Source organism: Proteinivorax tanatarense, assembly GCF_040267685.1.
GTDB lineage: Bacteria > Bacillota > Proteinivoracia > Proteinivoracales > Proteinivoracaceae > Proteinivorax > Proteinivorax tanatarense.
The window spans coordinates 1,669,013-1,695,156 of the sequence record NZ_CP158367.1 but is presented as its reverse complement, the minus strand read 5'-3'; the positions used below and the strand labels follow the sequence as shown (position 1 = coordinate 1,695,156).

Annotated in this window: 17 protein-coding genes; 12 read left to right on the top strand and 5 right to left on the bottom strand. The window is 34.2% G+C overall.

The genetic code is table 11. From position 1 onward, the window contains the following. Window positions 1–32 precede the first annotated feature (32 nt). Window positions 33–2,321 carry a hybrid sensor histidine kinase/response regulator gene (locus PRVXT_RS08350; protein WP_350342426.1) on the top strand — a complete coding sequence of 763 codons (2,289 nt, stop codon included), beginning with the start codon at window positions 33–35 and terminating at the stop codon, window positions 2,319–2,321. Window positions 2,322–2,519: 198 nt separating this feature from the next. Here the strand turns inward: PRVXT_RS08350 and PRVXT_RS08345 are convergent, their stop codons facing one another. The 4 genes from PRVXT_RS08345 to PRVXT_RS08330 all read right to left on the bottom strand — a co-directional run bounded on the left by PRVXT_RS08345 (window position 2,520) and on the right by PRVXT_RS08330 (window position 5,022). After that, window positions 2,520–2,765: a hypothetical protein gene (locus PRVXT_RS08345; protein ID WP_350342425.1), complete on the bottom strand. Its 246-nt coding sequence runs from the start codon at window positions 2,763–2,765 to the stop codon at window positions 2,520–2,522. 64 nt (window positions 2,766–2,829) lie between these two features. After that, window positions 2,830–3,687 (bottom strand): IS3 family transposase, encoded by an 858-nt coding sequence (locus tag PRVXT_RS08340; protein WP_350345138.1) that lies wholly within the window; start codon window positions 3,685–3,687, stop codon window positions 2,830–2,832. 14 nt (window positions 3,688–3,701) lie between these two features. Continuing rightward, window positions 3,702–3,998, bottom strand: coding sequence for a transposase (locus PRVXT_RS08335; protein WP_350342424.1), 297 nt, complete (start codon window positions 3,996–3,998; stop codon window positions 3,702–3,704). Between the two features lie 34 nt (window positions 3,999–4,032). Continuing rightward, on the bottom strand, window positions 4,033–5,022 hold the full coding sequence (locus PRVXT_RS08330) for an IS481 family transposase (protein WP_350342423.1): 990 nt from the start codon (window positions 5,020–5,022) through the stop codon (window positions 4,033–4,035). Between the two features lie 435 nt (window positions 5,023–5,457). Here PRVXT_RS08330 and mnmA point away from each other — a divergent pair, with 435 nt between their 5' ends. From mnmA to PRVXT_RS08315, 3 genes are all read left to right on the top strand, one after another. After that, window positions 5,458–6,540 carry a tRNA 2-thiouridine(34) synthase MnmA gene (gene mnmA / locus PRVXT_RS08325; RefSeq protein ID WP_350342422.1) on the top strand — a complete coding sequence of 361 codons (1,083 nt, stop codon included), beginning with the start codon at window positions 5,458–5,460 and terminating at the stop codon, window positions 6,538–6,540. A gap of 345 nt (window positions 6,541–6,885) precedes the next feature. Further along, window positions 6,886–7,716, top strand: coding sequence for a PhzF family phenazine biosynthesis protein (locus tag PRVXT_RS08320; RefSeq protein ID WP_350342421.1), 831 nt, complete (start codon window positions 6,886–6,888; stop codon window positions 7,714–7,716). A gap of 553 nt (window positions 7,717–8,269) precedes the next feature. Continuing rightward, window positions 8,270–9,217, top strand: coding sequence for an LCP family protein (locus PRVXT_RS08315; protein ID WP_350342420.1), 948 nt, complete (start codon window positions 8,270–8,272; stop codon window positions 9,215–9,217). A 1,661-nt stretch (window positions 9,218–10,878) separates the two neighbouring features. On the opposite strand, the gene PRVXT_RS08310 is transcribed toward PRVXT_RS08315, so the two are convergent. Next, the gene (locus PRVXT_RS08310) at window positions 10,879–11,247 is read right to left on the bottom strand and encodes a GxxExxY protein (RefSeq protein ID WP_350342419.1); all 369 of its coding nucleotides are present in this window, start codon (window positions 11,245–11,247) and stop codon (window positions 10,879–10,881) included. 2,664 nt (window positions 11,248–13,911) lie between these two features. Between PRVXT_RS08310 and PRVXT_RS08305 the strand changes: the two genes are divergently transcribed. From PRVXT_RS08305 to wecB, 8 genes are all read left to right on the top strand, one after another. Beyond that, the gene (locus PRVXT_RS08305; RefSeq protein ID WP_350342418.1) at window positions 13,912–14,751 is read left to right on the top strand and encodes an LCP family protein; all 840 of its coding nucleotides are present in this window, start codon (window positions 13,912–13,914) and stop codon (window positions 14,749–14,751) included. 346 nt (window positions 14,752–15,097) lie between these two features. Further along, window positions 15,098–17,023, top strand: coding sequence for an LCP family protein (locus tag PRVXT_RS08300; RefSeq protein ID WP_350342417.1), 1,926 nt, complete (start codon window positions 15,098–15,100; stop codon window positions 17,021–17,023). A gap of 285 nt (window positions 17,024–17,308) precedes the next feature. Further along, window positions 17,309–18,361, top strand: a complete 1,053-nt coding sequence (locus tag PRVXT_RS08295; protein WP_350342416.1) for an MraY family glycosyltransferase — start codon at window positions 17,309–17,311, stop codon at window positions 18,359–18,361. 39 nt (window positions 18,362–18,400) lie between these two features. Continuing rightward, window positions 18,401–19,582 carry a glycosyltransferase family 4 protein gene (locus PRVXT_RS08290; protein WP_350342415.1) on the top strand — a complete coding sequence of 394 codons (1,182 nt, stop codon included), beginning with the start codon at window positions 18,401–18,403 and terminating at the stop codon, window positions 19,580–19,582. A 129-nt stretch (window positions 19,583–19,711) separates the two neighbouring features. Further along, a complete protein-coding gene (locus PRVXT_RS08285; RefSeq protein WP_350342414.1) occupies window positions 19,712–22,384 on the top strand; it encodes a cell wall-binding repeat-containing protein in 2,673 nt (890 codons plus the stop codon). Window positions 22,385–22,617: 233 nt separating this feature from the next. Then, a complete protein-coding gene (locus PRVXT_RS08280; protein ID WP_350342413.1) occupies window positions 22,618–23,643 on the top strand; it encodes a glycosyltransferase family 4 protein in 1,026 nt (341 codons plus the stop codon). Between the two features lie 46 nt (window positions 23,644–23,689). Continuing rightward, window positions 23,690–24,916 (top strand): nucleotide sugar dehydrogenase, encoded by a 1,227-nt coding sequence (locus tag PRVXT_RS08275; RefSeq protein WP_350342412.1) that lies wholly within the window; start codon window positions 23,690–23,692, stop codon window positions 24,914–24,916. A 24-nt stretch (window positions 24,917–24,940) separates the two neighbouring features. Continuing rightward, window positions 24,941–26,098 (top strand): non-hydrolyzing UDP-N-acetylglucosamine 2-epimerase, encoded by a 1,158-nt coding sequence (gene wecB / locus PRVXT_RS08270; protein ID WP_350342411.1) that lies wholly within the window; start codon window positions 24,941–24,943, stop codon window positions 26,096–26,098. The last annotated feature ends 46 nt before the right edge of the window (window positions 26,099–26,144 follow it).

Below are 26,144 nucleotides of genomic sequence, written 5' to 3'. Positions count from 1 at the left end.
CATGGTGGGACTTAAGACTCAGGGGGTGAATCATGAAATTCCTCAGAACTAGTAGTGGAGAAGTATCAAAATATAAAAGTGTTTTATCAAACTCTATATTAACATATATCACTTTATCTTTTGGTTTGATTATATCAGTAACTTTTATTACAATTGCATTTACTACTCAGTCAAGTATACATAATGAGAAACTTGTTTTTAGAAAGCAGTGTTTAGACTACCTTGTTATGTCAAATCAATTGACTGAACATTCAAGGCGGATAGGAGTTCTAAATGACATTACATCTTTAGATGAATATCAAGAATTGCATCTAAGGGGCGGCCGTCAGGAACTCTTAAATTCAATAGAACCAAGTTTAGAAGAGCAACAACAGCAGGTTATATTAAACGATCTAAAAATTCTTGCAGAAAGCTTAACGGAAAAAGAACATTTAATAATTTATTTATCATCGAAACTAAGAGAACATGAAAACATTATCTCATTTAAGGCGTTAAACCACGGTGACGATAGGCTTCAGGCTTCAAAAGAGACTTTTTATCCAACTTCTGTAGCTGTCGATGTGGATAATATTGATTTAGAAAGTTATACCGTAGAACTATTGTATAGCTCAGCATATGAAAAAACTAGGGAAGATGAGTATCAGTTAATAAATCAACTTTATAGTTCCTATATTCAATCACGCTCCAGGGAACTAAAATATGCAGAGAGACAGGGAATTATTTCTATTTTATTATTAACAGTCATCACCTTTCTAATTCCGATATTTGGTATATCTGATCTTAAAAAAAGAGATAAAATACAAGAAGATTTATATAAGAAAAAAGAACATTTAGACGTAATACTGCGAAGCGTTACAGAAGGAGTAATATCCACTGACCTCTATGGTAGAGTGATAACTTTAAATAAAACTGGTGAAGAGATTTTAGGGATTGAGTCACAGAATGTATTTGGAAGACGAATTTGGGAAGTGCTCTCTATATTTCAGCCAAGATGTAAAAGACCTATTAACTTGTTTACAATACATAAGGACAAGGGAATTTTATCGTTAAATAAGCAACGGCATTTTAAACTAAAAACCATAAGTGGGGAACAAAAAAGTATAGTGCTAAAATGTGCAAAGCTTTTAGACAAAAATGGGAAATCTCATGGATATGTCATAGCTTTTGCTGATATAACAGAGAGAATAGAGCTAGAAAAAGAAATTATGAAAAATAAAAAACTAGAATCTTTAGGAGTACTAGCAGGTGGGATAGCTCATGATTTTAACAATATTTTAACTGTCATAAAAGGTAACTTGTGTTTATCTATGCAGGGAAAAACCAAAGATGATTATATAATTGAAACCGAAAAAGCTTTGGATACTGCACAAGGGTTGACATATCAGCTGTTAACTTTCTCAAAAGGAGGTTCCCCTGTAAAAGAAACAGCTACACTTAAAGAACTTATTGTTGAAACAGCAAGCTTTATTTTAAGAGGTTCATCAATTAAGTGTGTGTATCAAATAGAAGAAGACTTACATCCTGTAGAAATAGATCGAGGTCAAATTAACGCAGTGCTTAATAATCTGCTCTTAAATGCTATGCATTCGATGCCTAACGGTGGTACAATTAAAATAACAGGAAAAAATACTGAGGTTTATAATGATAACTATATCCCCTTAATAGCAGGGAGTTACACTAAAATTACAGTAGCTGACCAAGGAATAGGAATATCCAAAGAAAATTTAGAAAAAGTTTTTGACCCATATTTCACAACTAAAGAAAAAGGTAGCGGTTTAGGTTTATCGTCAGCATTTTCAATAGTAAAAAATCATGGCGGCCATATGATAGTAGAGTCAACTGAAGGGAAAGGAACTAATGTGAGCTTCTATCTACCGGCAACAAATAAAGAAGCTGAGAAGTTAAAGCAAAACATTATTCTTGAAGATGGTGAAATATATAAAAAAAGTGGAAAAATATTGGTTATGGATGATGAAAAAGGAATCAGGCATATTCTGGAAACAGTATTAACAAATATAGGCTTTGATGTTGATTTAGTAACAACTGGTGAGCAGGCAATAGAAGAAGTATCTTGCGTAGCTAAAAACCAGAAGTATTACGATCTAATAATTATGGATTTAACAATTCAGGGGGGAATGGGTGGCAAAGAAGCAATAGAAAAAATTAGAAAAATAGATCCAAACATTAAAGCAATAGTTACCAGCGGTTACTCAAATGACCCCGTAATGGCCTATTATAAGGATTATGGCTTTGATGGATACGTGAAAAAACCTTATAATGGAGATGACATACTTACCACCGTATCCAAAGTTTTAAGCTAACATTCCTAGTTGGTGAGACAGGATAATAATAAAGGCGAGTTTACAACCTTACTTAATAAGGGCGAATTTACAATTTACAACCTCCCTTGTAAGGGCGAATTTACAATTAACAATGGACAATTAAGACCTTTTTGGTTGGTCAGTTGGTCAGTTGGTACAGGTTCAAGACATGATTAACACTTTTGGTTCAGGACATGGTTAACACTTCTTGTTATTTTCTTCATTTTGAATAGTGTAAAACTTATAGGTTTGCAAGTCAATTTCACCTAATAAAAATCTGTTAAACCAAACATTTAGTCTGTTATGTTCATCTTTTTGACTCAAGCCAACGTGATAGCCATATAACGCATAACTTAATGTTATTTCTATGGATTTGATTTTCACTGCACCGTTTGAATTTACCTTCCTTCGCTCAAAACTGACCGGATAAATAATCTCATCCACATTGCCATTATGGTTCTATGTCAAGAAAAAGGACAAGTTAAATTTAGTAAACCTGTAATCTAATTTATATAGCATGTTTTTTTTCAAACTCATGGGGCGACTCCATTTTACAGTGACCGTGAATTCTTTTGGTATTATAAAAAGCATCTATATATTCAAAGACTAACTCATGAGCATGCATAAGGTTTTTAATGACATACCTATTAAGCCATTCCCTTTTTATTAAAGAATGGAATGATTCTATTACAGCATTATCCCAGGGATTACCTTTCCTTGAATAGCTGTGAATAAATTTTTCAGCTGGAGTTGCTTTTAAATATGCTTTTGAAACATACTGAATCCCTCTGTCACTATGAATAATAACAGGAGTATCTAAAACATTATTTCTCTTAGAATTTTCAATGGCTTTAACAACCCCAGCAGTAGATAAACTATCTGACAGATGCCAACCTACTATAGCTCTTGAATATAGGTCCATTACTGATGTTAAATATACAAATCCTGTAATTGTGGGGATATAAGTAATATCTGTTACCCACACTGTATTAGGGGCTTTGGGGTTGAAGTTTCTATCTAATACATTTTTAAGCTTAGAATCAAAATCTGGGTCTATTGTAGTTCTCGTATAAGGACTTACCCAAATTGCTTTAATACCAAGCTCTTTCATATAGTTGCCCACAGTCTTTTCTGATACTGCATGCCCTCTGGATTTTAATATAGAAGTGATCTTAGGTGCTCCATATATTTGATGTGATTCATTATATATCTCGGTAATTTCTGTGCAAAGAGATCTTTTTCTTAACTCTTGGTTTGAGGTGGTTCTCTTTTTCCAGCTATAATAACCTGATGATGAAACGCCTAGTTTTTTAAGCACACTGTTAACTGAAATTCGGCGCTTTTCCGAGGCTGCTTTTACCTCTATATAGATTGCTTCAGTTAATCTTCGTTCAGTATGCCTATGGCCTTTTTTAAGATATTAAGTGCATCCTCTTTGTCTCTTAATTCTTTTTTTAATTTAGCAATTTCTTTTTCAGCATCGGATGAATAATTTCCCGAGCCACGGTGGTTGACAACCCCTTCATTTGCCTTAGCACTATTAATCCATCCTGCAAGACCCGAGGAACTAATATTAAGATCTGATGCAGATGCTTTTATTGATTTTCCAGAGGAGTAATAATAATTGACGGCATCCTGTTTAAACTCTTCACTATATCTTTTGTTTTTTTTACTCATAATAAATCTCTCCTTATCTGACTTCTATATTATATCAGATACAGAAATTACTATGTTTAAGTTCTCCTATTTTTATTCTAGCATCATTATATTTAATTTCAGATGGCGTGTACCTATCACTTGGCGTTTGATAGTCTAGTGCCTCATGAGGCCTTACATGATTAAACTCTCTTCTCCATTCTTCAACTATCTTTTGGTTGTGGGAATAAGTACTGTTATTAATTTTTTGGACCTCAGCTTTTAGATCTCTGTGCATTCTTTCGTGACCGCCATTTTGCTGAGGCTTGGCAACTTCTGTCCTATCTGGAATAATTCCCAGTGACATCCACCAAGCTGATAACCTAGTTAGTCCTAATAAACTCCCTCTATGCGCAAAAGGTGTGCCGTTATCACTTCTAATGGTTTTTGGAAGGCCATACTTTTTAAATACCTCTTCAAACACTTCTTTTACAGGTTCTGTGGCTTGTCTTTGCAATAATCGTGTCGCAAGAAGGTATCTACTATCGTCGTCTCTGATAGTTAAGGGGTCACATTTTTTGTTATCAGTGGAGTACCACCAACCTTTAAAGTCGACCGACCAAACATCGTTAGGTTTTTCAGGCTGGATAAGCTGCCTAAGCGCATCTTGGTTAGTATCAGCTCTTTTAACTCTTCTTTTTTTAACTAACCCAGCTTTTTCAAAAATTCTTTTTATGCTACTTTCAGAAGGTACGCTTTCAAAAGGATAATTTTTTTCGAAAATCTTTTGTATCTTACGGGCTCCCCAGGAGGGGTGAGCATGTTTAATATTTAGTATTTTTATAATGCAGTCTTCTGATAACTTTTGGGGGCTCTCCTTGGGCCTTTTACTTAGGTCCCTTAATCCTTGAAGCCCATATTGTTCATACCTGTGTTTCCACTTGTAACCTGTATTTCTACTTATGCCATATTCAGCACATAGGTCTGTAAAAGATATTTTTTCGGTTAGTGCACGGTTAACAAACTCTTCTCTTTGATCCACTTTACTTTTCTCCTCCCATGGCATTAGGTGAAACCTCCTTATGAATTTTCACCTAACATTTTATATGATTTGTTAACCATGTGTTGGACCATTTTTGTTAACCATGTCCTGACCGAACAAGTTGGACCAGCCACCTGCCATCTGCCAACTACCACCTGCCCCCTGCCGCCAGCCATCTGCCAACTACCACCAGCTACCTGCCAACTACCATCGTCCTGCTTGTTATGAACTTTGATTAGTTAATTATGTGAAAGGGTTCTTTGGCTAGGTTGCTGAGGGACCCTCTATTTTTTTAGTTGATTAGGTAACTTTGAAAGCTTCTTTAATCTTATAATTTTAGTTTTTTAATTAGAAGATAATATCCTTGCATCTATTAGGGTGTTAATGATAATATTTTACTATATATAGAGTAAAGGGATTAAACTTGAAAATAAAGAAAGGTGGTGACATTTAATTAAAATGTCTAACCAAAATATAAAAGTAGTAGTGGGGATGTCAGGGGGAGTTGACTCTTCAGTTACTGCATTGTTATTGAAAAGGCAAGGGTATAATGTAATCGGAGTGTTTATGAAAAACTGGGATGAAAAAAAACTCAGTGGTGTTTGTACAGCAACAGAAGACTATAACGATGTTAGAAAGGTTTGCGACCATATAGGCATACCATACTACACAGTTAACTTTGAAAAAGAGTATTGGGATAGAGTATTTACTTACTTTTTAAATGAATACAAGAGGGGCAGAACTCCTAACCCTGATGTTATGTGCAATAAGGAAATAAAATTTGCAGCTTTTTTAGATTATGCATTAAAAATTGGAGCTGACTACCTAGCTACAGGACATTACGCTCAGGTACGTTATATAGACGGAGAATATAAGCTTATAAAAGGAGTTGACAATAACAAAGACCAAACTTACTTTTTAAACACACTAAATCAGCAACAACTTTCCAAAGCGATGTTTCCAATTGGAGACATAGACAAGAAAAAAGTAAGGGAAATTGCTAAAGAAGCTGATTTGCCTACAGCTACCAAAAAAGATAGCACAGGAATCTGTTTTATAGGCGAGCGTAATTTTAAAGAGTTTCTCCAAAACTATTTGCCAGCAAAGCCTGGACCTATGAAAACATTTGACGGAAAAGTTAAAGGTCAACATCAAGGTTTGATGTACTATACATTAGGGCAAAGAAAAGGATTAGGGATTGGTGGTTCTGGAACCGGAGAGCCGTGGTTCGTTATAGAAAAGGACCTTAAAAATAATATACTATACGTGGAGCAAGGAGAACACCCAAGACTTTATAAAGAATCGCTAATAGCTACAGACCTACACTGGGTAAGCGACAAACCAAAGCCAAAAGAGTTTGAATGTCAAGCAAAAGTAAGATATCGTCAATCAGACCAAAGATGTAAAGTAATACTAAATGATGACAGCACCTGCAAAGTAATATTCAAAGAAAAACAAAGAGCAGTAACCCCAGGCCAAGCAGTAGTATTCTACAAAGGTGAAGAATGCTTAGGCGGAGGGATAATAGAAACTACCAACTAAAACCCAGCACAAGCTGGGTTTTATCGTAATGGGAAAGTGGAAAGTGAAAGGTGAAATGACAAATAACTTCCCGCAAAGCGGTAGCGGCCGGCCTCAGTGCCGGCCATAACAATATATTGGAACAAAGGTGGTTTATTGACAGGTAGCAGTTAGCAGGTGGCAGTTGGCTGGTGGCTGGTGGCTGGTGGCTGATGGCTGGTCCAACTGACCAACTGACCAACTGACTAACCATCCAACTAAGGTCTTAATTGTCAATTGTCCATTGTAAATTGTAAATTCGCCTTTATTAAGTAAGGTTGTAAATCCGCTTTTGCCCTTTAAAAAGAGCTTTTGGAGGTAAACCATATGATTAAAATACATAAAGTAAGCGCCTTTGCTGTTCAGAAAAATGGTGGTAATCCTGCGGGAGTGGTGTTTGACGCAGATAATTTAACGGAACAGCAAATGAAAAAAATAGCTGCAGAAGTTGGCTACTCTGAAACAGCCTTTGTTAGCCAATCACAATTAGCTGATTTTAAAGTAAGGTTTTTTACTCCAACCAGCGAAGTAGATCTATGTGGTCACGCTACAATCGCTGTGTTTAACTTGCTTAGAGACTTAAAAAAAATAAACACTAACGAAATCTACACCCAACAAACAAAGGCTGGAATTCTACAAATCAAAATAAAAGAAAAAGAAGTGTTGATGGAACAAACAAAACCCAAATACTTGGACATCATAAGACCATCAGATATGAGGGGTTGCTTTCACAATTTAGATTATTTAGAAAATATGCCTATCCAAATTATGTCTACAGGATTAGCAGACCTTATTTTACCAGTAAAATCACTGAAAACACTATATAACCTAAAACCAAATTTTGATAAAATAAAGGAACTAAGCAAAAAGTTGAATATTGTAGGTATCCATGCTTTTACTTTAGAGTCACTTCATAATTCCAACGCTCATGCTAGAAACTTTGCTCCTCTTTACGGAATCAATGAAGAAGCAGCAACTGGTACATCTAATGGTGCTTTAGCATGCTATTTGCAAAAATATTACTCTCCCAGCTTAAAATCATATGTAATGGAACAAGGATATACAATGGACAGGCCTTCGGAGATAAAAGTAAAACTAAAAACTGGAAACAATAATCATTTCAAAGTTTATGTTGGTGGGGGTATAAAGCGAATCTAATGGTGGTTAGCTGACTTAAGAACTTATTAACGGAGTTTAATTTTATAATAATTCAATATAACAATTTAAAACTTGCTCTTTATCTATGGCGAATTATGTTATATAATGTCTTACATGATGCTTGTTCTAGGTTGAAAAAATGTTAAAGACGTATGGGGAAATTCTGATATAAACAGGTATGAATATCGACTCATTCCTATAGTTAGACTATTTAGGCTACATAAAACTGATTGGGTATTTGTGTTTTCAAAAAGTAACTTAGTAGTTTTAAAAAGAAAACTCTCTTGTATTAAGAAGCATAGAAAAGCCTTTAATTTTTTCAATCGTCCAGGGTAATGTTCGAATCTAGGTAATTGCAAAATGCTCATATGACATTTTCACTCAGGCGTTTGGTAAATTTTTTTTAAAATTATTTATAAAATCGCTGTTATATCGTGTTATATAGTTTTGCAACTACTTAAATTTTCAAAATAATAGGGAGTGAAAGAAACTGGGGAAAAGAACTGCAAAACAACCAAACAAAAAAAAGAAAAAAATAATTTTAATCTGTATATTGCTATTAGTACCACTGTTAATATGGGGAGGGAGCATAGGGTATAGAATATTTGCCTTATATAATACCATGTTTGACGAGGCTGAACATGATGATACTTCTGACTTTGATGATTCTTTAAGTCAAGAGATTGGGGAGCTTGCTCCTGAACCAGAAGATGAAGAAACATTGTCTCGGGTCGACAGAATAAGAAGAGATATGGATGAGTTATATGCACAACCCAAAAGTGAAAAAGATCCTAATTTACTTAATATACTTTTATTAGGAGTAGATGGCCCTAGAGCAGATACGATTATGATAGCTCAATATAATAAACAGACTGAAGAAGCTGCTATGCTATCAATTCCTAGGGATACGTATGTAAAAATTCCTGAACGAGGTTATGATAAAATTAATCATGCCCATGCATTTGGAGGAGTAAATAGACAAAGAACAACAATAGAAGACTTTTTGGATATTCATATAGACCATTATGCTAGAATCGATATGGAATCATTTGAGAGAATGATAGATGTCCTTGGTGGGGTAGAGGTCTATGTTGCCAATGATATTATTGATAATACTGATGGTTCAGTATTTATGCATAAAGGCACCCACCATTTAAATGGTAGCGAAGCTTTACATTATGTACGTTTCCGTTCAGATAATAGAGGAGATTTCGGTAGAATTGAACGACAACAACAAGTTATGATGGCAATAATGGATGAATTAACAAAGGCTAGTAATGTCACTAGGTATCTGCAGATAATGGAGGAAATAAGTCCTTTCGTTCGTACAGATATAACGCCAACGGTAGTAACAAACAATTGGCGTGCTTTCAATAGCTTATCCAGCTCCAATGTCCAAAGCGAAACTCTATCAGGGGGCTCGCTAATGATAAACGGAATTTATTACTTAGAAGTAGACATGAAAAAAGCAAGAAACAAAGCTCAGAATTTGACATATTAACTATAAACCCAAAGGACCTGTTAAGCATACCGCTTAACAGGTCCTTTACTAGTATATGTCTAGCAAGTGCTGAAAGTCTGTGAACCTGGTAGTGGTAATTACAAGTCAAAAGCAAGAGAGTCAAGTTACAAAACATTTATTTACCACGAAAACGTCGATAATTTGCTCATTCTGCTGGGACTGAGATCTGAACATTTGAAACTAGATGTGATGCCGGGTCTGTAGAACCTCTATGGCATCTAAGGTGGTATTAAGTTTCCTTATTTTAATTGTAGAATTAACCCATTAGCTAATAATTAATCTTTTTTATTACCGTACCGACCAAGCATGTAGCTAGTTTGGAAAAAGAACTTGGTCCCAGCATGTAGCTAATATATACGTTTTCGTGGCTAATAAGAATTTAAACTGTCAGTTTATATTTTATAGTGGTAGGGTTTGAAGGAAGCCACAGTGTAACTGAAAAAAGGAAGGATAGGATCAAAACATGTATTGGCCACGAAAACGTCGATACTATGCTCATTCTGCTGGGACTAAGATCTGAACATTTGAAACTAGATGTGATGCCGGGTCTGCAGGATCTCTATGGCATAGAAGGTAGTATAACCTTTAGTATGGTTTTTATAATTATCAATAAGTAGTAAAAGCTATAATTAGCTTAATAGTTATCCATATTTTTTTACTGACCAAGCATGTAGCTAATTTGGAAAAGAACTTTGTCCCAGCATGTAGCTAATTTATACGTTTTCGTGGCCAATTAATAATTTAGATTGTCAGTTTATATTTTATAGTGGTAGAGGAAGCTGCATGGTGAAGGAGAAAAAGAAAGGACAGGTCAAAACATTTATTTGCCACGAAAACGTCGATACTATGCTCATTCTGCTGGGACTGAGATCTGGACATTTGAAACTAGATGTGATGCGGGGTCTGTAGAACCTCTATGGCATAGAAGGTAGTATAAAGTTTCCTTAGTATGATTTTTATAATTATCATACTACTTACAGAGTTTTTAGTAGTAAAAGCTATAATTAGCTTAATAGTTATCCATATTTTTCTGACCAAGCATGTAGCTAATTTATACGTTTTCGTGGCCAATTAAGAATTTTAAATATCATTTTACTATTGTGACTTACTTAGTCATAGGCAAACATACAAGTTGTAGATGTTTATGTCGTGGAAAGAAGGTGCAAAACATTTATTTGCCACGAAAACGTCGATAATTTGCTCATTCTGCTGGGACTAAGATCTGGACATTTGAAACTTGTTTTGATGCGGGGTCTTTAAGATCTCTATGGCATAAAAGGTAGTATATAGTTTACTTAGTATGATTTTTATAATTATCACATTACTTACAGAGCTTTTATAAATAAGTAGAGGATATAATTAGCTTAATGGTGAGCCATATTTTTCTACTGACCAAGCATGTAGCTAGTTTATACGTTTTCGTGGCTAATAAGAATTTAGATTGTCATTTACTATTTTAGTTTCTACGGCCAATTGGCATTTTGTGTTTTACTGAAAGATTGCGCTTAGTTATCAATTGCTTCACTTGAGTTGATACTTATTTGTTCTGCTGGGACACTAAGATGAAAAAAGTGTTAATTTTTCTGTTAATGAGCAACGCATATTTATAAGTTTTGTAGTGAGATAAAGTATTAGAATTATTAATTTTTTAAAACCCTTTTAAATTCTAATTTCTTGGCACCGAAATTTATAAGTAAACCCAAAGAGTAATCTGTCGCACTTAAATAGTGTATAACCTGAGCCAGATGTTCGTTGCATAGGCTTGTTGCAGATTTCAATTCTAATATAATTTTATCCTCTACTACTATATCTGCATAATAAATACCAATTTCAACTCCCTTGTAATAAACATTAATAGGTTCTTGTCTTTTACAATCGAATCCTCTCAGCCTTAACTCGTGAAACAATGCTTTTTCATAATTTGCTTCTAACAAGTTACTACCAAGAATTTTGTGCACTTCAATGCTAGCGTCAAGCACATCTTTAGCTAATTTTTCATATAACAACATTTCTGCCACACCGCCTATTATCTTTTAGAAAAATGTTCTTTGTAAAACACATAAATCCTTTAAAATTATTAAAATAACTCAAAATTGGTTTAAAACATAGTGTATAAAATATTTGAGGATGTAATTAGTTGAATAGGTAACTATTTCCTGATACTGACCAAGCATGTAGCTAGTTTATACGTTTTCGTGGCCAATTAAGAATTTTAAATTTCATTTTACTATTGTGACTTACTTAGTCATAGGCAAACATACAAGTTGTAAATGTTTATGTCGTGGAAAGAAGGGTCAAAACATTTATTTGCCACTAAAACGTCGATATTATGCTCATTCTGCTGGGACTAAGGTCTGGACATTTGAAACTAGATATGATGCCGGGTCTGTAAAACCTCTATGGCATCTAAGGTGGTATAAAACACCCTTATTTTAATTGTAGAATTAATCCATTAGCTAATAATTAATCTTTTTTATTACTGACCAAGCATGTAGCTAGTTTGGAAAGAGAATTTTGTCCCAGCATGTAGCTAGCTTATACGTTTTCGTGGCCAATTAAGGATTTTAGATTGTTATTTTATATTTTATAGTGGTAAGGTTTAAAGGAAGCTGCATGGTGAAGGAGAAAAAGAAAGGACAGGTCAAAACATTTATTTGCCACTAAAACGTCGATATTATGCTCATTCTGCTGGGACTGAGATCTGAACATTTGAAACTAGTTGTGATGCCGGGTCTGTAGAACTTCTATGGCATAGAAGGTGGTATAACCTTTAGTATGATTTTTATAATTATCTATAAGTAGTAAAAGCTATATTAGTTTAATGGTTAGCCATATTTTTCTACTGACCAAGCATGTAGCTAGTTTGGAAAAGAACTTTGTCCCAGCATGTAGCTAATTTATACGTTTTCGTGGCTAATAAGAATTTAAACTGTCATTTTATATTTTATAGTGGTAAGGGGTGAAGGAAGCCACAGTGTAACTGAGAAAAAGGAAGGATAGGATCAAAACATGTATTGGCCACTAAAACGTCGATATTATGCTCATTCTGCTGGGACTAAGATCTGGACATTTGAAACTAGTTGTGATGCCGGGTCTGTAGAACTTCTATGGCATAGAAGGTGGTATAACCTTTAGTATGATTTTTATAATTATCTATAAGTAGTAAAAGCTATATTAGTTTAATGGTTAGCCATATTTTTCTACTGACCAAGCATGTAGCTAGTTTGGAAAAGAACTTTGTCCCAGCATGTAGCTAATTTATACGTTTTCGTGGCTAATAAGAATTTAAACTGTCATTTTATATTTTATAGTGGTAAGGGGTGAAGGAAGCCACAGTGTAACTGAGAAAAAGGAAGGATAGGATCAAAACATGTATTGGCCACTAAAACGTCGATATTATGCTCATTCTGCTGGGACTAAGATCTGGACATTTGAAACTAGATATGATGCCGGGTCTGTAGAACCTCTATGGCATCTAAGGTGGTATAAAACACCCTTATTTTAATTGTAGAATTAACCCATTAGCTAATAACTAATCTTTTTTATTACTGACCAAGCATGTAGCTAGTTTGGAAAGAGAATTTTGTCCCAGCATGTAGCTAGCTTATACGTTTTCGTGGCCAATTAAGGATTTTAGATTGTTATTTTATATTTTATAGTGGTAAGGTTTAAAGGAAGCTGCATGGTGAAGGAGAAAAAGAAAGGACAGGTCAAAACATTTATTTGCCACTAAAACGTCGATATTATGCTCATTCTGCTGGGACTGAGATCTGAACATTTGAAACTAGTTGTGATGCCGGGTCTGTAGAACTTCTATGGCATAGAAGGTGGTATAACCTTTAGTATGATTTTTATAATTATCTATAAGTAGTAAAAGCTATATTAGTTTAATGGTTAGCCATATTTTTCTACTGACCAAGCATGTAGCTAGTTTGGAAAAGAACTTTGTCCCAGCATGTAGCTAATTTATACGTTTTCGTGGCTAATAAGAATTTAAACTGTCATTTTATATTTTATAGTGGTAAGGGGTGAAGGAAGCCACAGTGTAACTGAGAAAAAGGAAGGATAGGATCAAAACATGTATTGGCCACGAAAACATCGATATTATGCTCATTCTGCTGGGACTAAGGTCTGGACATTTGAAACTAGATATGATGCCGGGTCTGTAAAACCTCTATGGCATCTAAGGTGGTATAAAACACCCTTATTTTAATTGTAGAATTAATCCATTAGCTAATAATTAATCTTTTTTATTACCGACCAAGCATGTAGCTAGTTTGGAAAAAGAACTTGGTCCCAGCATGTAGCTAATTTATACGTTTTCGTGGCCAAGTATAAAATCCCTACCCAGCTCAATTATGAATAGGTGAAAAAGAAAAAGGGAAAAGTAAAAAGTGGATGGGAGAACGTTCCACAAAGTGGTAGTGGCCGGCTTCAGTGCCGGACCACAAAGTCTGTCAATTGTCATTGCAAAATGTAAATTCAGCTTTTAATTGACCAACTGGCCATCAAATAGGTTTTAATTGCAAGTTCAGTTTTTGCTATTTAAATAGGGAGGATGACTAAAAATCAAGAAAATATCATTTGCTATCTTAATCTTAATATTTTTTCCTTTACTTGCCTATGGTTCAGTATTAACCCATAACACATATGATAAAATCTTTAATACATCGGTGCCAAATAAAGCTGAATACTTTATTCTTGAAGACAGCAAATTACTTGAATACAAAAGCTATTTTAACAACTGTCCAGAAAGTGTAGATAAAAAACCTTCTAGTTCTTGTCAAGAAAAAAAAGATAATAATGAAATCAAAGAAAAAGTAAAAGAAAAGAAGAATAATAAGGAGCATGAGCAAGGTAAAACATTATCAGAGGAAATGGAAGAAATATATGCACAAGGGCGTACTACTGAGGATTCTAACCTGATAAATACCCTTTTTATAAGAACTAATAATTATGAAGCTGAGTATTTAATGATAACCCAATACAACGAAGAGAGCGAAAAGATTGGAATGATAATATTACCAAAAGAAACATATGCAAAAATACCTACAAGAGGATATAATCAGCTTGGAACATCATATGGTGCTTTAGGCATAGAAGGTCTAATAACATCCATAGAAATGCTACTAGATATAGACATACATTACTATGTAAAAATATCAAGAAGCTCAGTTAGAGAAATAATGCATGCCTTCGAATCCCAACTGGGAGTAAAAACCCCTCCAGCAGGGACCCCTGCTGATGAAGCTATAACCCAAATGACCACTGATATAATAAGTGTAAGAAACATACCAAAATACATAAGCTTAATTCTAGAAGTCAAACCACATCTACACACCAACATAGGACCAACAGAAGCTCTATCCCACCGCAAAATTCTATACAAAATACCCAACACCACAGTAAAAGTAAAGGAAATAGAAGGAGAAAAAATTAAAACAAACAACAAAGAGTACCTAAGCATAGACATACTAAAATGGAGAAAAAAAGCAAAAAAAATGACATACTGATAATGTGGGAAGGGGGAAAGTGGAAGGTGGAAAGCAGAAAGCAGAAAGCGGAAAAGCAAATCCCCCCCCCGCAAAGCGGTAGTGGCCGGCCTCAGTGCCGGCCATAATAATTCATGGAAACAAAGGCAGTTGGCAGTGTTCAGGATAACTAAGTGGGTCTTAATTGTCCATTGTAAATTGTAAATTGTAAATTCGCCCTTGAACTTTGCCTTTTTAAAACAGTTGTCCATTGTAAATTGTAAATTCGGTCTTAAATAGGAAGAAAAAGAGGATATAACAATTTTTTGTCGAATATAAGGGAGAAGTATGGGTTAAAAATAACTTTAATAAATGTGGGGTATAAAATATGAAAAAAATGATGAAAAAGTGTCTCTTAATAGCCTTAGTATTTTTTTTATTGGCAAACATTGTAACAGTTAATGCTTGGGCTGAAAGCAATGATGCAAACAACAATGATGATGTAGAAGACGTTACAAACGATAACGATACAAATGGTGAACAAGAACAAGAGCAAGAGTCAGAACAAGAGCAAGAGTCAGAACAAGAGCAAGAGTCAGAACAAGAGCAAGAGTCAGAACAAGAGCAAGAATCAGAACAAGAGCAAGAGTCAGAACAAGAGCAAGAGTCAGAACAAGGGCAAGAACCAGAACCAGAACCTGAACCAGAACCTCAGGCAGATCCTAAAGGAAGTATCATCGTCTATTATATTGATGAATACGGAAACAGCATAAAAGATCCCACTGTTTTAAATAATCAAAACATGGGGACATACACTTTTGATGCATTTACTTTTTCCGACTATGAGCTTATAAGCCCATCTACAGAAAGAGTTACTTTATCTCAAGATGGACAAACAAAAGAGGTTACCTTTATATACAGAGAAATTCCTCGAACACCAACTGAAACTGAAGATGAAGAAGAACTAGAAATAGCAAAAATTATCATAAATAATTATCCATTTAAAACCCATTACTTTGTTGGTGAAGAGCTTGATACCGATGGACTAGTAGTTAGCAAAGTTTTTACTGACGGCACAGAAGAGCTACTTCCATCAGAAGATTTAACAATTGAAGGATTTGACAGTACAGAGCCTTACCAAGAACAAGAAGTTTATGTTATTTATGAAGACTTTGAAACAACCTTTACGGTCGATATCGAGGAAAAACCAAAAGGATTTTTTGGTACTTTTTGGGGTATAATGACAATTATCCTAGCAATTGCTGCAATTGCTGGCGCTGTCTATTATTACTTAAAAGTAAAAAGAAAACAGGTTAAACAGACTAAACCTAAGCCTTCGGAGAAAACAGCTACTCCAATTGAACCTATTGAAAAAACTCAAAGCGAAAAACCAATAGGAAAACGAAAACCTAAAAGTCGCAAAAAGAAAATAATTATATCCGTTGTATCGGCACTATTAGCTAGCATCTTATTTTTTTACCTAGGCTCAATGTACCTTTTAGGTAGAATAGAAAGAGAGCGAATCTCTCAAGATGATGAATCATTAGGAATTACCGGTGAAGGTGAGCGGGGTATAACAAATATAGCAGTTTTTGGTATAGATGCAGAAGGGGATATGCGTGGACGTAGTGATGCAATAATGATACTAACCCTGGATGAAATACACAAAAAAATCAAAATAACATCTATTGTACGAGATTCATATGTAGAAATACCCGGTAGAGGGATGGATAAAATTAACCATGCCCACGCTTTCGGAGGACCGGAACTAGCTATTAAAACAATTAATCAAAACTTTGGGCTAGACATTAGGCACTTTGTATCGGTTAACTTTGATTCCATGCCCGCTATAGTAGACGCCGTAGGGGGAGTAGAAGTATATGTAACTGAGGCAGAAGCTAGGCAACTAAGTGGCATTAACGGAGCAGGGACGTATACTCTTAATGGGGAACAAGCCCTTAGGTTTTCCCGTATAAGAAAAATAGATTCCGACTTTGAAAGGGCAAGGAGACAAAGGGATATTATGGAATCAGCTATCGAGGCTGGATTAAATACACCGGTTACATCTTATCCTAGAATGTTAAATGATGTTTTTCCACACTTAACAACTAACCTGACATCTACAGAAATGCTAAACTTAGGTCGTAAAACAGTAATGCAAAACATCACAACCATTGAACAACAACAATACCCGGACTCTTCTGTTGCAAGAGGGCAGATGATAAATGGAGTATATTATTATGTATTTGATATTGAAGAAGTTGCCAAGAAGCTACAATCGTATATATTTAAAGATGAGCCGTTAACTCCATAGTTATAAAAATAAGCCTTGCACACTATAAATTACAAGGCTTATTTTTAGTTTATTTGTTAACTTTTAAAAACTGTATCTTACTTTTCTCTTGATATTATGCTAAAATAAGAGTCAGTCGTTGTTGATGTTATATTCAGTTTTGCTTAAAAAAACTTAATTTTTCTATATATAATCACGTACTAAATTAACACATAAGTGAATAATAATACTTTGAAGTTCTTTATATAAGATTACTAATAAATAAAGAAATCTTGATATATAAAGAACAAAACTGGGGTGATAGGTTTGGGGAAGATACTACTTTTGTTTTTTGGTTTTTTTATTAGTTTTACTTTAATGCCTGCTGTTATAAGAATTGGAACAATGTTTATCTTAGATAAACCTAACAATCGCAAAATACACAAGACTGCAAAACCTCGTTCCGGAGGAATTGCAATTTATCTTTCGTTTTTGGTTACTAACTTTATATTTATAGTTGTACCGCTAAATGTTGCTATTCCCATAACCTTGGTATTTATACTAGGTATATTAGATGACATATATTCATTAAAAGCAAATCACAAACTTATATGTCAAATTTTTATTGGGCTAATAACTTTTTACCTTGGTTTTGAGCTTAATTATATAGCATTGGGGAATACGACAATCTATCTAAGTTATATCTATTCTATGATATTTACAGTTTTATGGATAACAGCGATAATGAATGCAGTAAATTTAATTGATGGATTAGATGGACTGTCCTCCTTACTTTCTATAATAGCCCTAACAATGCTTGCATTAGTTACTATAATTTTTAGAAGCTCACTTCAAGGACTAATATTAATTTACCTAGGAGCTACTATAGCTTTTTATATATTTAATAAACATCCATCTAAACTCTTTTTGGGAGACTGTGGAAGTTTGCAGCTTGGTTATATCATTTCATTAGCTTCTTTAGATATAATTGGTCAAAATAGTAACGTCCAAACTATGGGATTTATTTTTTTAGTATTTATACCCATTTTTGATACGGGCTGTGCAATTATAAGACGCTCCCTCAATAAAAAACCTATTTTCTCTCCAGACTGTAAACATATACACCACAAATTATTAGCTCAAAATGTTTCTCCGTGTAACAGTTGTTATATTTTAGGAGCTTTAAGCCTCATAGCGGCAGTAGCTGGAGTCACAACACTAATAGTATCAAGTTTATTTATAACCATTATTATGGCGATTTTTATGCTAGCGCTGTCATATGTTGCATATACCCCTGAAAAAGTTATACTTCCTATATATTATAAAGTATCTGTAAAAGAGGTTGCTACAACGATAGAAAAGGCAAATGCGACAGATTAGCATGAAGTTTTTATATTTTTTATGCAACAGGAGGATATTATGAAAATACTGCACATTGCCAACACAGACTTTTTTATAAAGAAGTTAATGTTAAATAAATTAAAAGGATTACAATCTAAGGGATATGAAGTCCATGTTATGGCTCCTTTTTGTAAATACAGGGATGATATTATAGAAGAAGGAATAACTACGCATAATATTGATATTCATAGAGAAATTAGACCTTTTAAAGATTTGGTAGCTATTTTTAAATTAGCTAGATATCTAAAAAAGTATAAATTCACTATTGTTCATACCCACAGTTCAAAAGCTGGAATTATTGGGCGCACTGCAGCAAAACTTGCTAAAGTACCATATATCATCCATACATCCCATGGTTTGTCTTTCTACTCTAACCAGAAAAAAATAAAATTTCATGCTTATAAGTTGTGTGAAAAATTTGTTGGAAGGTTTACTGATATAATATTTTCTCAAAACCATGAAGACCTTAATCAAATTAGAAAATATAACTTAGTTCCTAACCAAAGAGCTATCTATGAAGGAAACGGGGTAAATATTGATGAAATAAAAAATAATATTAAGCAAAAACCACAAGATCAAATATTAAAAAAATATAACATAAAAGATAAGTTTGTTATAGGTTTGTATGCTAGGTTAGAACCGGTTAAAGGACATTTGTTTTTTCTAAAAGCTCTAAAAAAATATATAGATGAAACTGGTGATGACAAGATAATCGTTCTATTAGCCGGAGGAAATTTTGGCTATGAATCAGATTATGAACAGAAGATTGATGAAAAAATTAAACAGCTTAACTTACAACACTATATTAAGAAAGTTGGGTATGTAGAGGATATTACAGAGTTACTAGCAATAACCCAGCTAGTAGTGCTACCTTCAAAAAAAGAGGGGTTGCCTCGCATAATTATGGAGTCGATGACAGCGCAAATTCCAGTAATTGGAACTGACGTGTTAGGTACAAGGGAAATTATAAAAGATCAACATACTGGAACCTTAGTTCCCTATGGTGAAGTTACAGCGATGACCGAAGCTCTAAAAGAACTAATTGGTAAACCATGTAAAAGAGAGCAGTATAAGAAAAATGGTATAGAACTAATTCTTAATAATTTTGATGAAAATTTAGTGGTAGAAAGATTACACAGAGAATACTCAAAACTTTTATTTGAGCAAAGTAATAAGCATATTAATAAATCTAAAAATTAAAATGCTAAGTAAAAAAAGCGTGACCAACGCTTTTTTTTTTGTTCTTGAAGGAAATATATACTTTTTGTCGAATTAAGTTGATGTAGCAAAATATGGTGTGAAACTTATAAACGAAAGGGGGGTGTCACAATGAGAAAAGCACGGAAATTTTTTGCCCTTATGCTAGCTATTGTTATGGTTTTTTCTTTTTCTTTACCAACTTTAGCACATGACAACGAAGAAAAAAGCTATATAGAGGCTAACAAAAATAACTTTTCTATTGAAAATGCACCTGACGAAAAGATTGTAACAGAAGATGCAGCTGAAGAAGATGCAGCTGAAGAAGATGCAACCGAAGAAGATGCAACCGAAGAAGATGCAACCGAAGAAGATGCAACCGAAGAAGATGCAACCGAAGAAGATGCAACCGAAGAAGATGCAACCGAAGAAGATGCAACCGAAGAAGATGCAACCGAAGAAGATGCAGCTGAAGAAGATGCAACTGAAGAAGGTGCAACCGAAGAAGATGCAACCGAAGAAGATGCAACCGAAGAAGATGCAACTGAAGAAGATGCAACTGAAGAAGATGCAACCGAAGAAGATGCAATCGAAAAGGAAGAGCAGGTAATAAGCGACTACTCATTTCCAAGCACTACGAACCAGTACAATGAAATAGTTGCCTTTTCTGACTTTGAAGAATCAGAATTTAGAATATCTGGTCCTTGTCGCTACACTACTGCTGTGGAAGTTAGTAAAGAAGGTTGGCCATTAGGAGCGGATATAGCAGTATTAGCAAGTGGAGAAGATTTTCCAGATGCACTAGCTGGAGCCCCGCTGGCATATCAAATGAATGCACCGATTTTGTTAACAGGCAAAGATTCTTTACATGATGCGACTAAACAAGAATTAAAGAGGTTAGGTGTAAATCATATTTACATCCTAGGTGGTGAAAATGCTGTTTCTTCTACAGTAGATAAACAACTTAAATCCTTAGGGTACCAAGTTACTATATTAAGTGGTAGAGATAGGTATGAAACAGCTATAGAAATCGGTAATGAATTAAGAAAAGAAAACCAAGAAGATACCATAATTCTCGCTACGGGAAATAACTATCCTGATGCACTATCAATAGCACCAGTTGCTGCAAAAAAAAGTGTTCCTATACTATTTACCCCAAAAGACCACCTTCGCGATACTACAAATGAGGCGATTGCCAAGTGGGACGTAAAAAATGTCGTAATTGTAGGTGGAGAAAATGCTGTTTCTAAAAGTGTTGTTACACAACTTGAAAATGAGGGGGTAACAATAAATAGGATATCAGGAGCTGACCGCTATGAAACCTCTTTAGAGATAGCTAAGGAATTTGACACAGGTTACTATAACGGTGTGGTCGTTGCAACTGGGGAAGATTTTCCCGATGCCTTGGCCAGTTCAGTATTAGCGGCGCAGACCGGGAAGCCGATTTTGTTAGCTCGACAAAATCAAATAAATTCAAACATTTTATCCTATATTTTTGAGGTTCAAGGTACACCATTTATTATCGGAGGTAATAATGCCATATCAGAAGCTGTTGCTGAGGAAGTAATAAATGTTATATCTAAACAACATAATTTCTTCCATTATTCTTATTATAACTTAACAATGGAGCAAGCATTGGATTTACAAAAAAATCATGGTGGAAATGTTAGTTACTATGACTTTAATAAACCTGCTTCAATGGAAGAAATTAAAAAATATCTTAATACGAATAACTTTATACCCTTTGAAAAAGATTATAAAAAAACAATTAATGATACGTTAACAGTTAACACTGATATTCTAAATGTAAGAGAAAGGCCCAATACCAATAGTCCTAGGGTTGCTAGAGTGCGACGGAATGAAAATTATACAATTACAGATAAAACCTTTGCAAATGATGGATATATCTGGTATGAGATACATGGAGCGGACATAAATGGATGGGTCAGGGGTGACTTGGTAGTAGTTCCTCCTATAAAAAGCAATCCTTACATATTAGAAACAATTAAGGTGACCGCCAGTGTTTTAAATGTAAGGAAAGCTCCGACGACTGATAGTGACATAATAGATAGAGTTTCACGCAATGAAGTTTTTGTAGTAGAGCAAATCCAAAATGGTTGGTATAAAATAACAACTGACGAAGTTACAGGTTGGGTTTCAGGAGGGCATGTTAAGTCAACTAAGGAAGTTCCAAGAGAGATGTTTCAATTTTTGGTTTTATCTGGATCATCTGGAACAAACAGTAATGACTTAAATAGAATTCTTGAAAACAAAGGCACACTACACAATACTGGTAAAGCCTTTATTGAAGCTGGGAAAAAGCACAACATAAATGAAATTTATATTGTGGCCCATGCATTACACGAAACAGGAAATGGTTCATCTAAGTTAGCGCAAGGGGTAATTGTAGGCAAAAAAGATGGAGAACTTTATACAGAAAAAGAAGTTGATGATATTGAAATGCTAGAAGATACTGTAAAAGTTTATAATATGTATGGTATTAGAGCCTTTGACAGGGATCCTATAAATGAAGGAGCAAAATACGCTTATCGACAAGGCTGGGATACACCTGAAAAGGCAGTTATAGGAGGTGCAGAATGGATTTCATTAAGATATGTCAATCATCCTATTAGGAGACAAGATACACTTTATAAGATGAAATGGAATCCAGCAAGTCCTGCCAGACATCAGTATGCAACAGATGTAGGATGGTCGGTAAAACAGATAAGCTTCATCAAAAACCTTTATGACCAGATAGACAACTATCAGTTAAGGTTTGATATACCAGTTTATTATAGGGATTAAGTTAAATAAGTTTAGTAACAAAGCCACATGCTTGTGCTTTGCACAAAATGTGGTTTTGTTGTTTTTATGTAATAATTTAACATTGTGGCTTTTTTGCAGGAAAAAAAACTTTAGTGTCGAATTTTAATAAGTGCAGTAAAAAACGAAATTGTAATTTAACAATTTTTGCTGTCATAATTAAAAAGAGAGGCTTTTTTAATTAGATAAAATATGTTATCAATCGGGGTGTATAGATGATTTTACAATGGCTTATATTATCAGGGATTTTATTTTTAGCTTTTATGCCAATTAGTATATTATTAGGAAGTAGGTATATTCTAGATGTTCCAAATCATAGAAAAATCCATAAAAAATCTATCCCAAGATCTGGAGGGATAGCCTTTTTCTTAGCCCTTTTTTTTATTTTGGCTATAAACTCGCAGTTTAGAAATATTTTAATTCCATTTACTACTTTATTTATTATAGGCATATTAGATGATATTTATAACCTTCCTGCGAAATTAAAATTATTCGGTCAAATTACTGTATCACTTTTAACTTACTTTTTAGGATTTCAATTAACAAACTTCTTAGGTTTAGAGTTAGGAACGTTCATGTCTTTAGTTGTCACTCTATTTTGGTTAGTAGGATCAATGAATACAATAAACCTTATAGATGGATTGGATGGTTTAGCTAGTAGCATAACAATAGTAAACATGTTCTTTTTATTAGTTTTAGGTATAGTAACTCAAAGTAGCTATGCGATTTTTATTAGTGCAGTTATACTGACGATGACTGTGATTTTTTATCAATATAACAAGGCACCAGCTAAGATATTTCTTGGTGATTCCGGAAGTTTGCAGTTAGGGTACTTTATCGGAATAACATCGTTACACCTTGTACAAGGTTCTAGTTTAAATCTATTAGGCATAATTCTTATTCTTTTTATTCCCATTGCTGATTCCTTTTGGGCTATATTTAGAAGGGTGTTAAAGAAAAAATCAATCTTTGAAGCAGATAGAGGCCATATACATCATCAAATCCTTGATTGTGGAATGAGCACTTTGGGAACTTGTCGTTTTATATATGTGCTGTCAATAATTTCAGGTATTTTAGGAGTTATTGTTTGTTACTTTAATAATATGGCAGGTAACTTGTTTGGAGTTGCGGCTATGATGGCATTGATGTTACTAACATACAGACCCAGTTGGATAGCACAAAGAATGGTCTTAAAAATATCAGCTAAAGAAGTGGGTGCTGCCAAACAAACTGATGAATAGATATACTACTTTTTCTATATTTAACTAACATACAAGGAGGCTAATCATGCGTAAGATAATAGTTGCTGGCTTAGGTTATATAGGCTTACCTACAGCATTAATGTTTGCGAAAAGTGGAATAAAAGTGGTGGGTGTTGACCCTAATAAAGAAATAGTGGGAGCTTTAAGCGAAGGTAAATTAACTTTTGAGGAACAAGGTTTGGATGAGCTTTATAATCAGGCATTAGTAAACCATATTGAGTTTACTACAGAATATCAACCAGGTGATACATATGTATTGGCTGTTCCAACTCCATATATTAAGAAAAGTAAAAAACTAGACCCTAATTATGTTATTTCAGCTGTAAATAGTGTTTTGGATGTATGTGATAAGGGAGCTGTTTTAATTATTGAATCCACAATAGCGCCAGGAACTATTGATAAGTATATAAAGCCTGAAATAATTAAAAGGGGTCTATTATTAGGAGAAGATGTTCATCTAGTTCACGCACCAGAAAGAATAATACCAGGAAATATGATTCACGAGCTTAAATATAATTCAAGGACAATAGGAACGGATCATCCAAAAATAGGTGAGAAAGTAAAAAAGATATATCAAGGATTTTGTCACGGTGAAATAATCATTACTGATTTAAGAAGTGCGGAAATGTCTAAAGTGGTTGAAAATACGTTTAGAGATGTAAATATTGCATTTGCTAACGAACTAGCAAAAATCTGCAGGGAAGACAATATGGATGTGTATGAAATAATAAAAATTGCAAATATGCATCCTAGAGTAAACATTTTACAGCCAGGACCTGGAGTTGGAGGCCACTGTATATCGGTAGACCCTTGGTTTTTAGTGGGGGATTATCCAGACATGACAAACCTTATATTGTCTGCTAGGAAAGTTAATGAATCCATGCCAATTCATGTATTAAAAAGGATAAGAGAAATTATGGACGAACATGGTATCAAAGATGTATCAAAAGTAGGACTGTACGGCCTTACATACAAAGAGAACGTAGATGATACTAGAGAAAGCCCTACTTTACAAATCTTAGACAAAATGGCTGAACATTTATCATTTGGCATAAAAGTTTTTGATCCATATATCGACAGTAAGGTGGTTGACAATCAATTTACAGACTTCAAAGACTTTTTGGAACATATAGAAATTATAGTAATAATGGTTGGGCATGACCATATTAAGTCAAATTTTGATTTATTACAAGGTAAAATAATACTAGATACAAAGAACATTTGTTCAAATAATGAAATTTATAAGCTATAATACTTTGGCTAGGAGTGAAAAATATTGAAACAATTAAAAGTGCTTAGTGTATTTGGTACTAGACCTGAAGCAATTAAGATGGCACCTCTAATTAAAAAATTAGATCAACAGCCTCAAATCAAATCTAATGTATGCGTAACTGCGCAACATCGTGAAATGTTGGATCAAGTATTGAAAATTTTCTCAATAACACCAGACTATGACCTAAACATCATGAAAGAAAAGCAAACTTTAAACACTATAACTACAGAAATTTTGGTAGGCTTGGAAAAGGTATTAGATGAATCAAAACCAGACGTTGTTTTAGTTCATGGGGATACTAGTACAACGCTGGCTGCAGCTTTAGCGGCATTCTACAAAAAAATACCTGTTGGTCATATAGAAGCTGGACTGAGGACAAACGATAAGTATTCACCTTATCCAGAAGAAATGAACAGAACACTGGTTTCGAACATTGCAGATCTCCATTTTGCACCTACACCCAAAAATAAAGAAAACCTTTATAAAGAGGGAATAAAGACCAATGTTTACGTGACAGGAAATACCGTCATTGATGCTTTGCAACATACAGTTGATAAAAAGTATAATTTTAACAATAAGAAGCTTAGAGATATTAACTTTAGCCAAAAAAGAAGTTTGTTATTAACAGCACACCGTAGGGAGAATTTAGGGAAACCATTAACGAATATTTGTAATGCAGTAAACAAACTTGTTCGAGAATTTTTTGATATTCAGTTTATAATCCCTGTGCATTTAAACCCAGCAGTTCAACGCACAATAGGGTCTATTTTGAGGGAAACCCCTCGAGTCCATCTAATAGATCCACTGGATGTGCAAGACATGCATAATTTAATGGACAGGTCATATTTGATAATGACTGATTCTGGAGGACTACAAGAAGAAGCACCATCCCTTGGGAAACCTGTTCTTGTATTAAGAGAAGAGACTGAACGACCAGAGGCCGTTGAAGCGGGGACAGTAAGGTTAATCGGTCATAATGAAAGAAAGGTTTGTGAAGTCGCAAGTGACATTTTAAGCAACATAAATAAATATAATGCTATGTCAAAGAGTATAAATCCGTATGGAGATGGACAGGCTTCTCAACGAATTGTCCAAGCATTACTAGACAGATATTTTAATAATAAAATCAATAATTTTAAAGATTATATTAGAGCAATTTAGGTATGCTAAAAAAATTTAAGATTATATAGAGGCCTATAACTTTTCT

Bases quoted from the DNA above. Each gene is read 5' to 3' on its own strand.
- PRVXT_RS08350 (WP_350342426.1), top strand. From the start codon at position 33: ATGAAATTCCTCAGAACTAGTAGTGGAGAAGTATCAAAATATAAAAGT.
- PRVXT_RS08335 (WP_350342424.1), bottom strand. From the start codon at position 3,998: ATGAGTAAAAAAAACAAAAGATATAGTGAAGAGTTTAAACAGGATGCC.
- PRVXT_RS08330 (WP_350342423.1), bottom strand. From the start codon at position 5,022: ATGCCATGGGAGGAGAAAAGTAAAGTGGATCAAAGAGAAGAGTTTGTT.
- mnmA (WP_350342422.1), top strand. From the start codon at position 5,458: ATGTCTAACCAAAATATAAAAGTAGTAGTGGGGATGTCAGGGGGAGTT.
- PRVXT_RS08320 (WP_350342421.1), top strand. From the start codon at position 6,886: ATGATTAAAATACATAAAGTAAGCGCCTTTGCTGTTCAGAAAAATGGT.
- PRVXT_RS08310 (WP_350342419.1), bottom strand. From the start codon at position 11,247: ATGTTGTTATATGAAAAATTAGCTAAAGATGTGCTTGACGCTAGCATT.
- PRVXT_RS08300 (WP_350342417.1), top strand. From the start codon at position 15,098: ATGAAAAAAATGATGAAAAAGTGTCTCTTAATAGCCTTAGTATTTTTT.
- PRVXT_RS08290 (WP_350342415.1), top strand. From the start codon at position 18,401: ATGAAAATACTGCACATTGCCAACACAGACTTTTTTATAAAGAAGTTA.
- PRVXT_RS08285 (WP_350342414.1), top strand. From the start codon at position 19,712: ATGAGAAAAGCACGGAAATTTTTTGCCCTTATGCTAGCTATTGTTATG.
- PRVXT_RS08280 (WP_350342413.1), top strand. From the start codon at position 22,618: ATGATTTTACAATGGCTTATATTATCAGGGATTTTATTTTTAGCTTTT.
- PRVXT_RS08275 (WP_350342412.1), top strand. From the start codon at position 23,690: ATGCGTAAGATAATAGTTGCTGGCTTAGGTTATATAGGCTTACCTACA.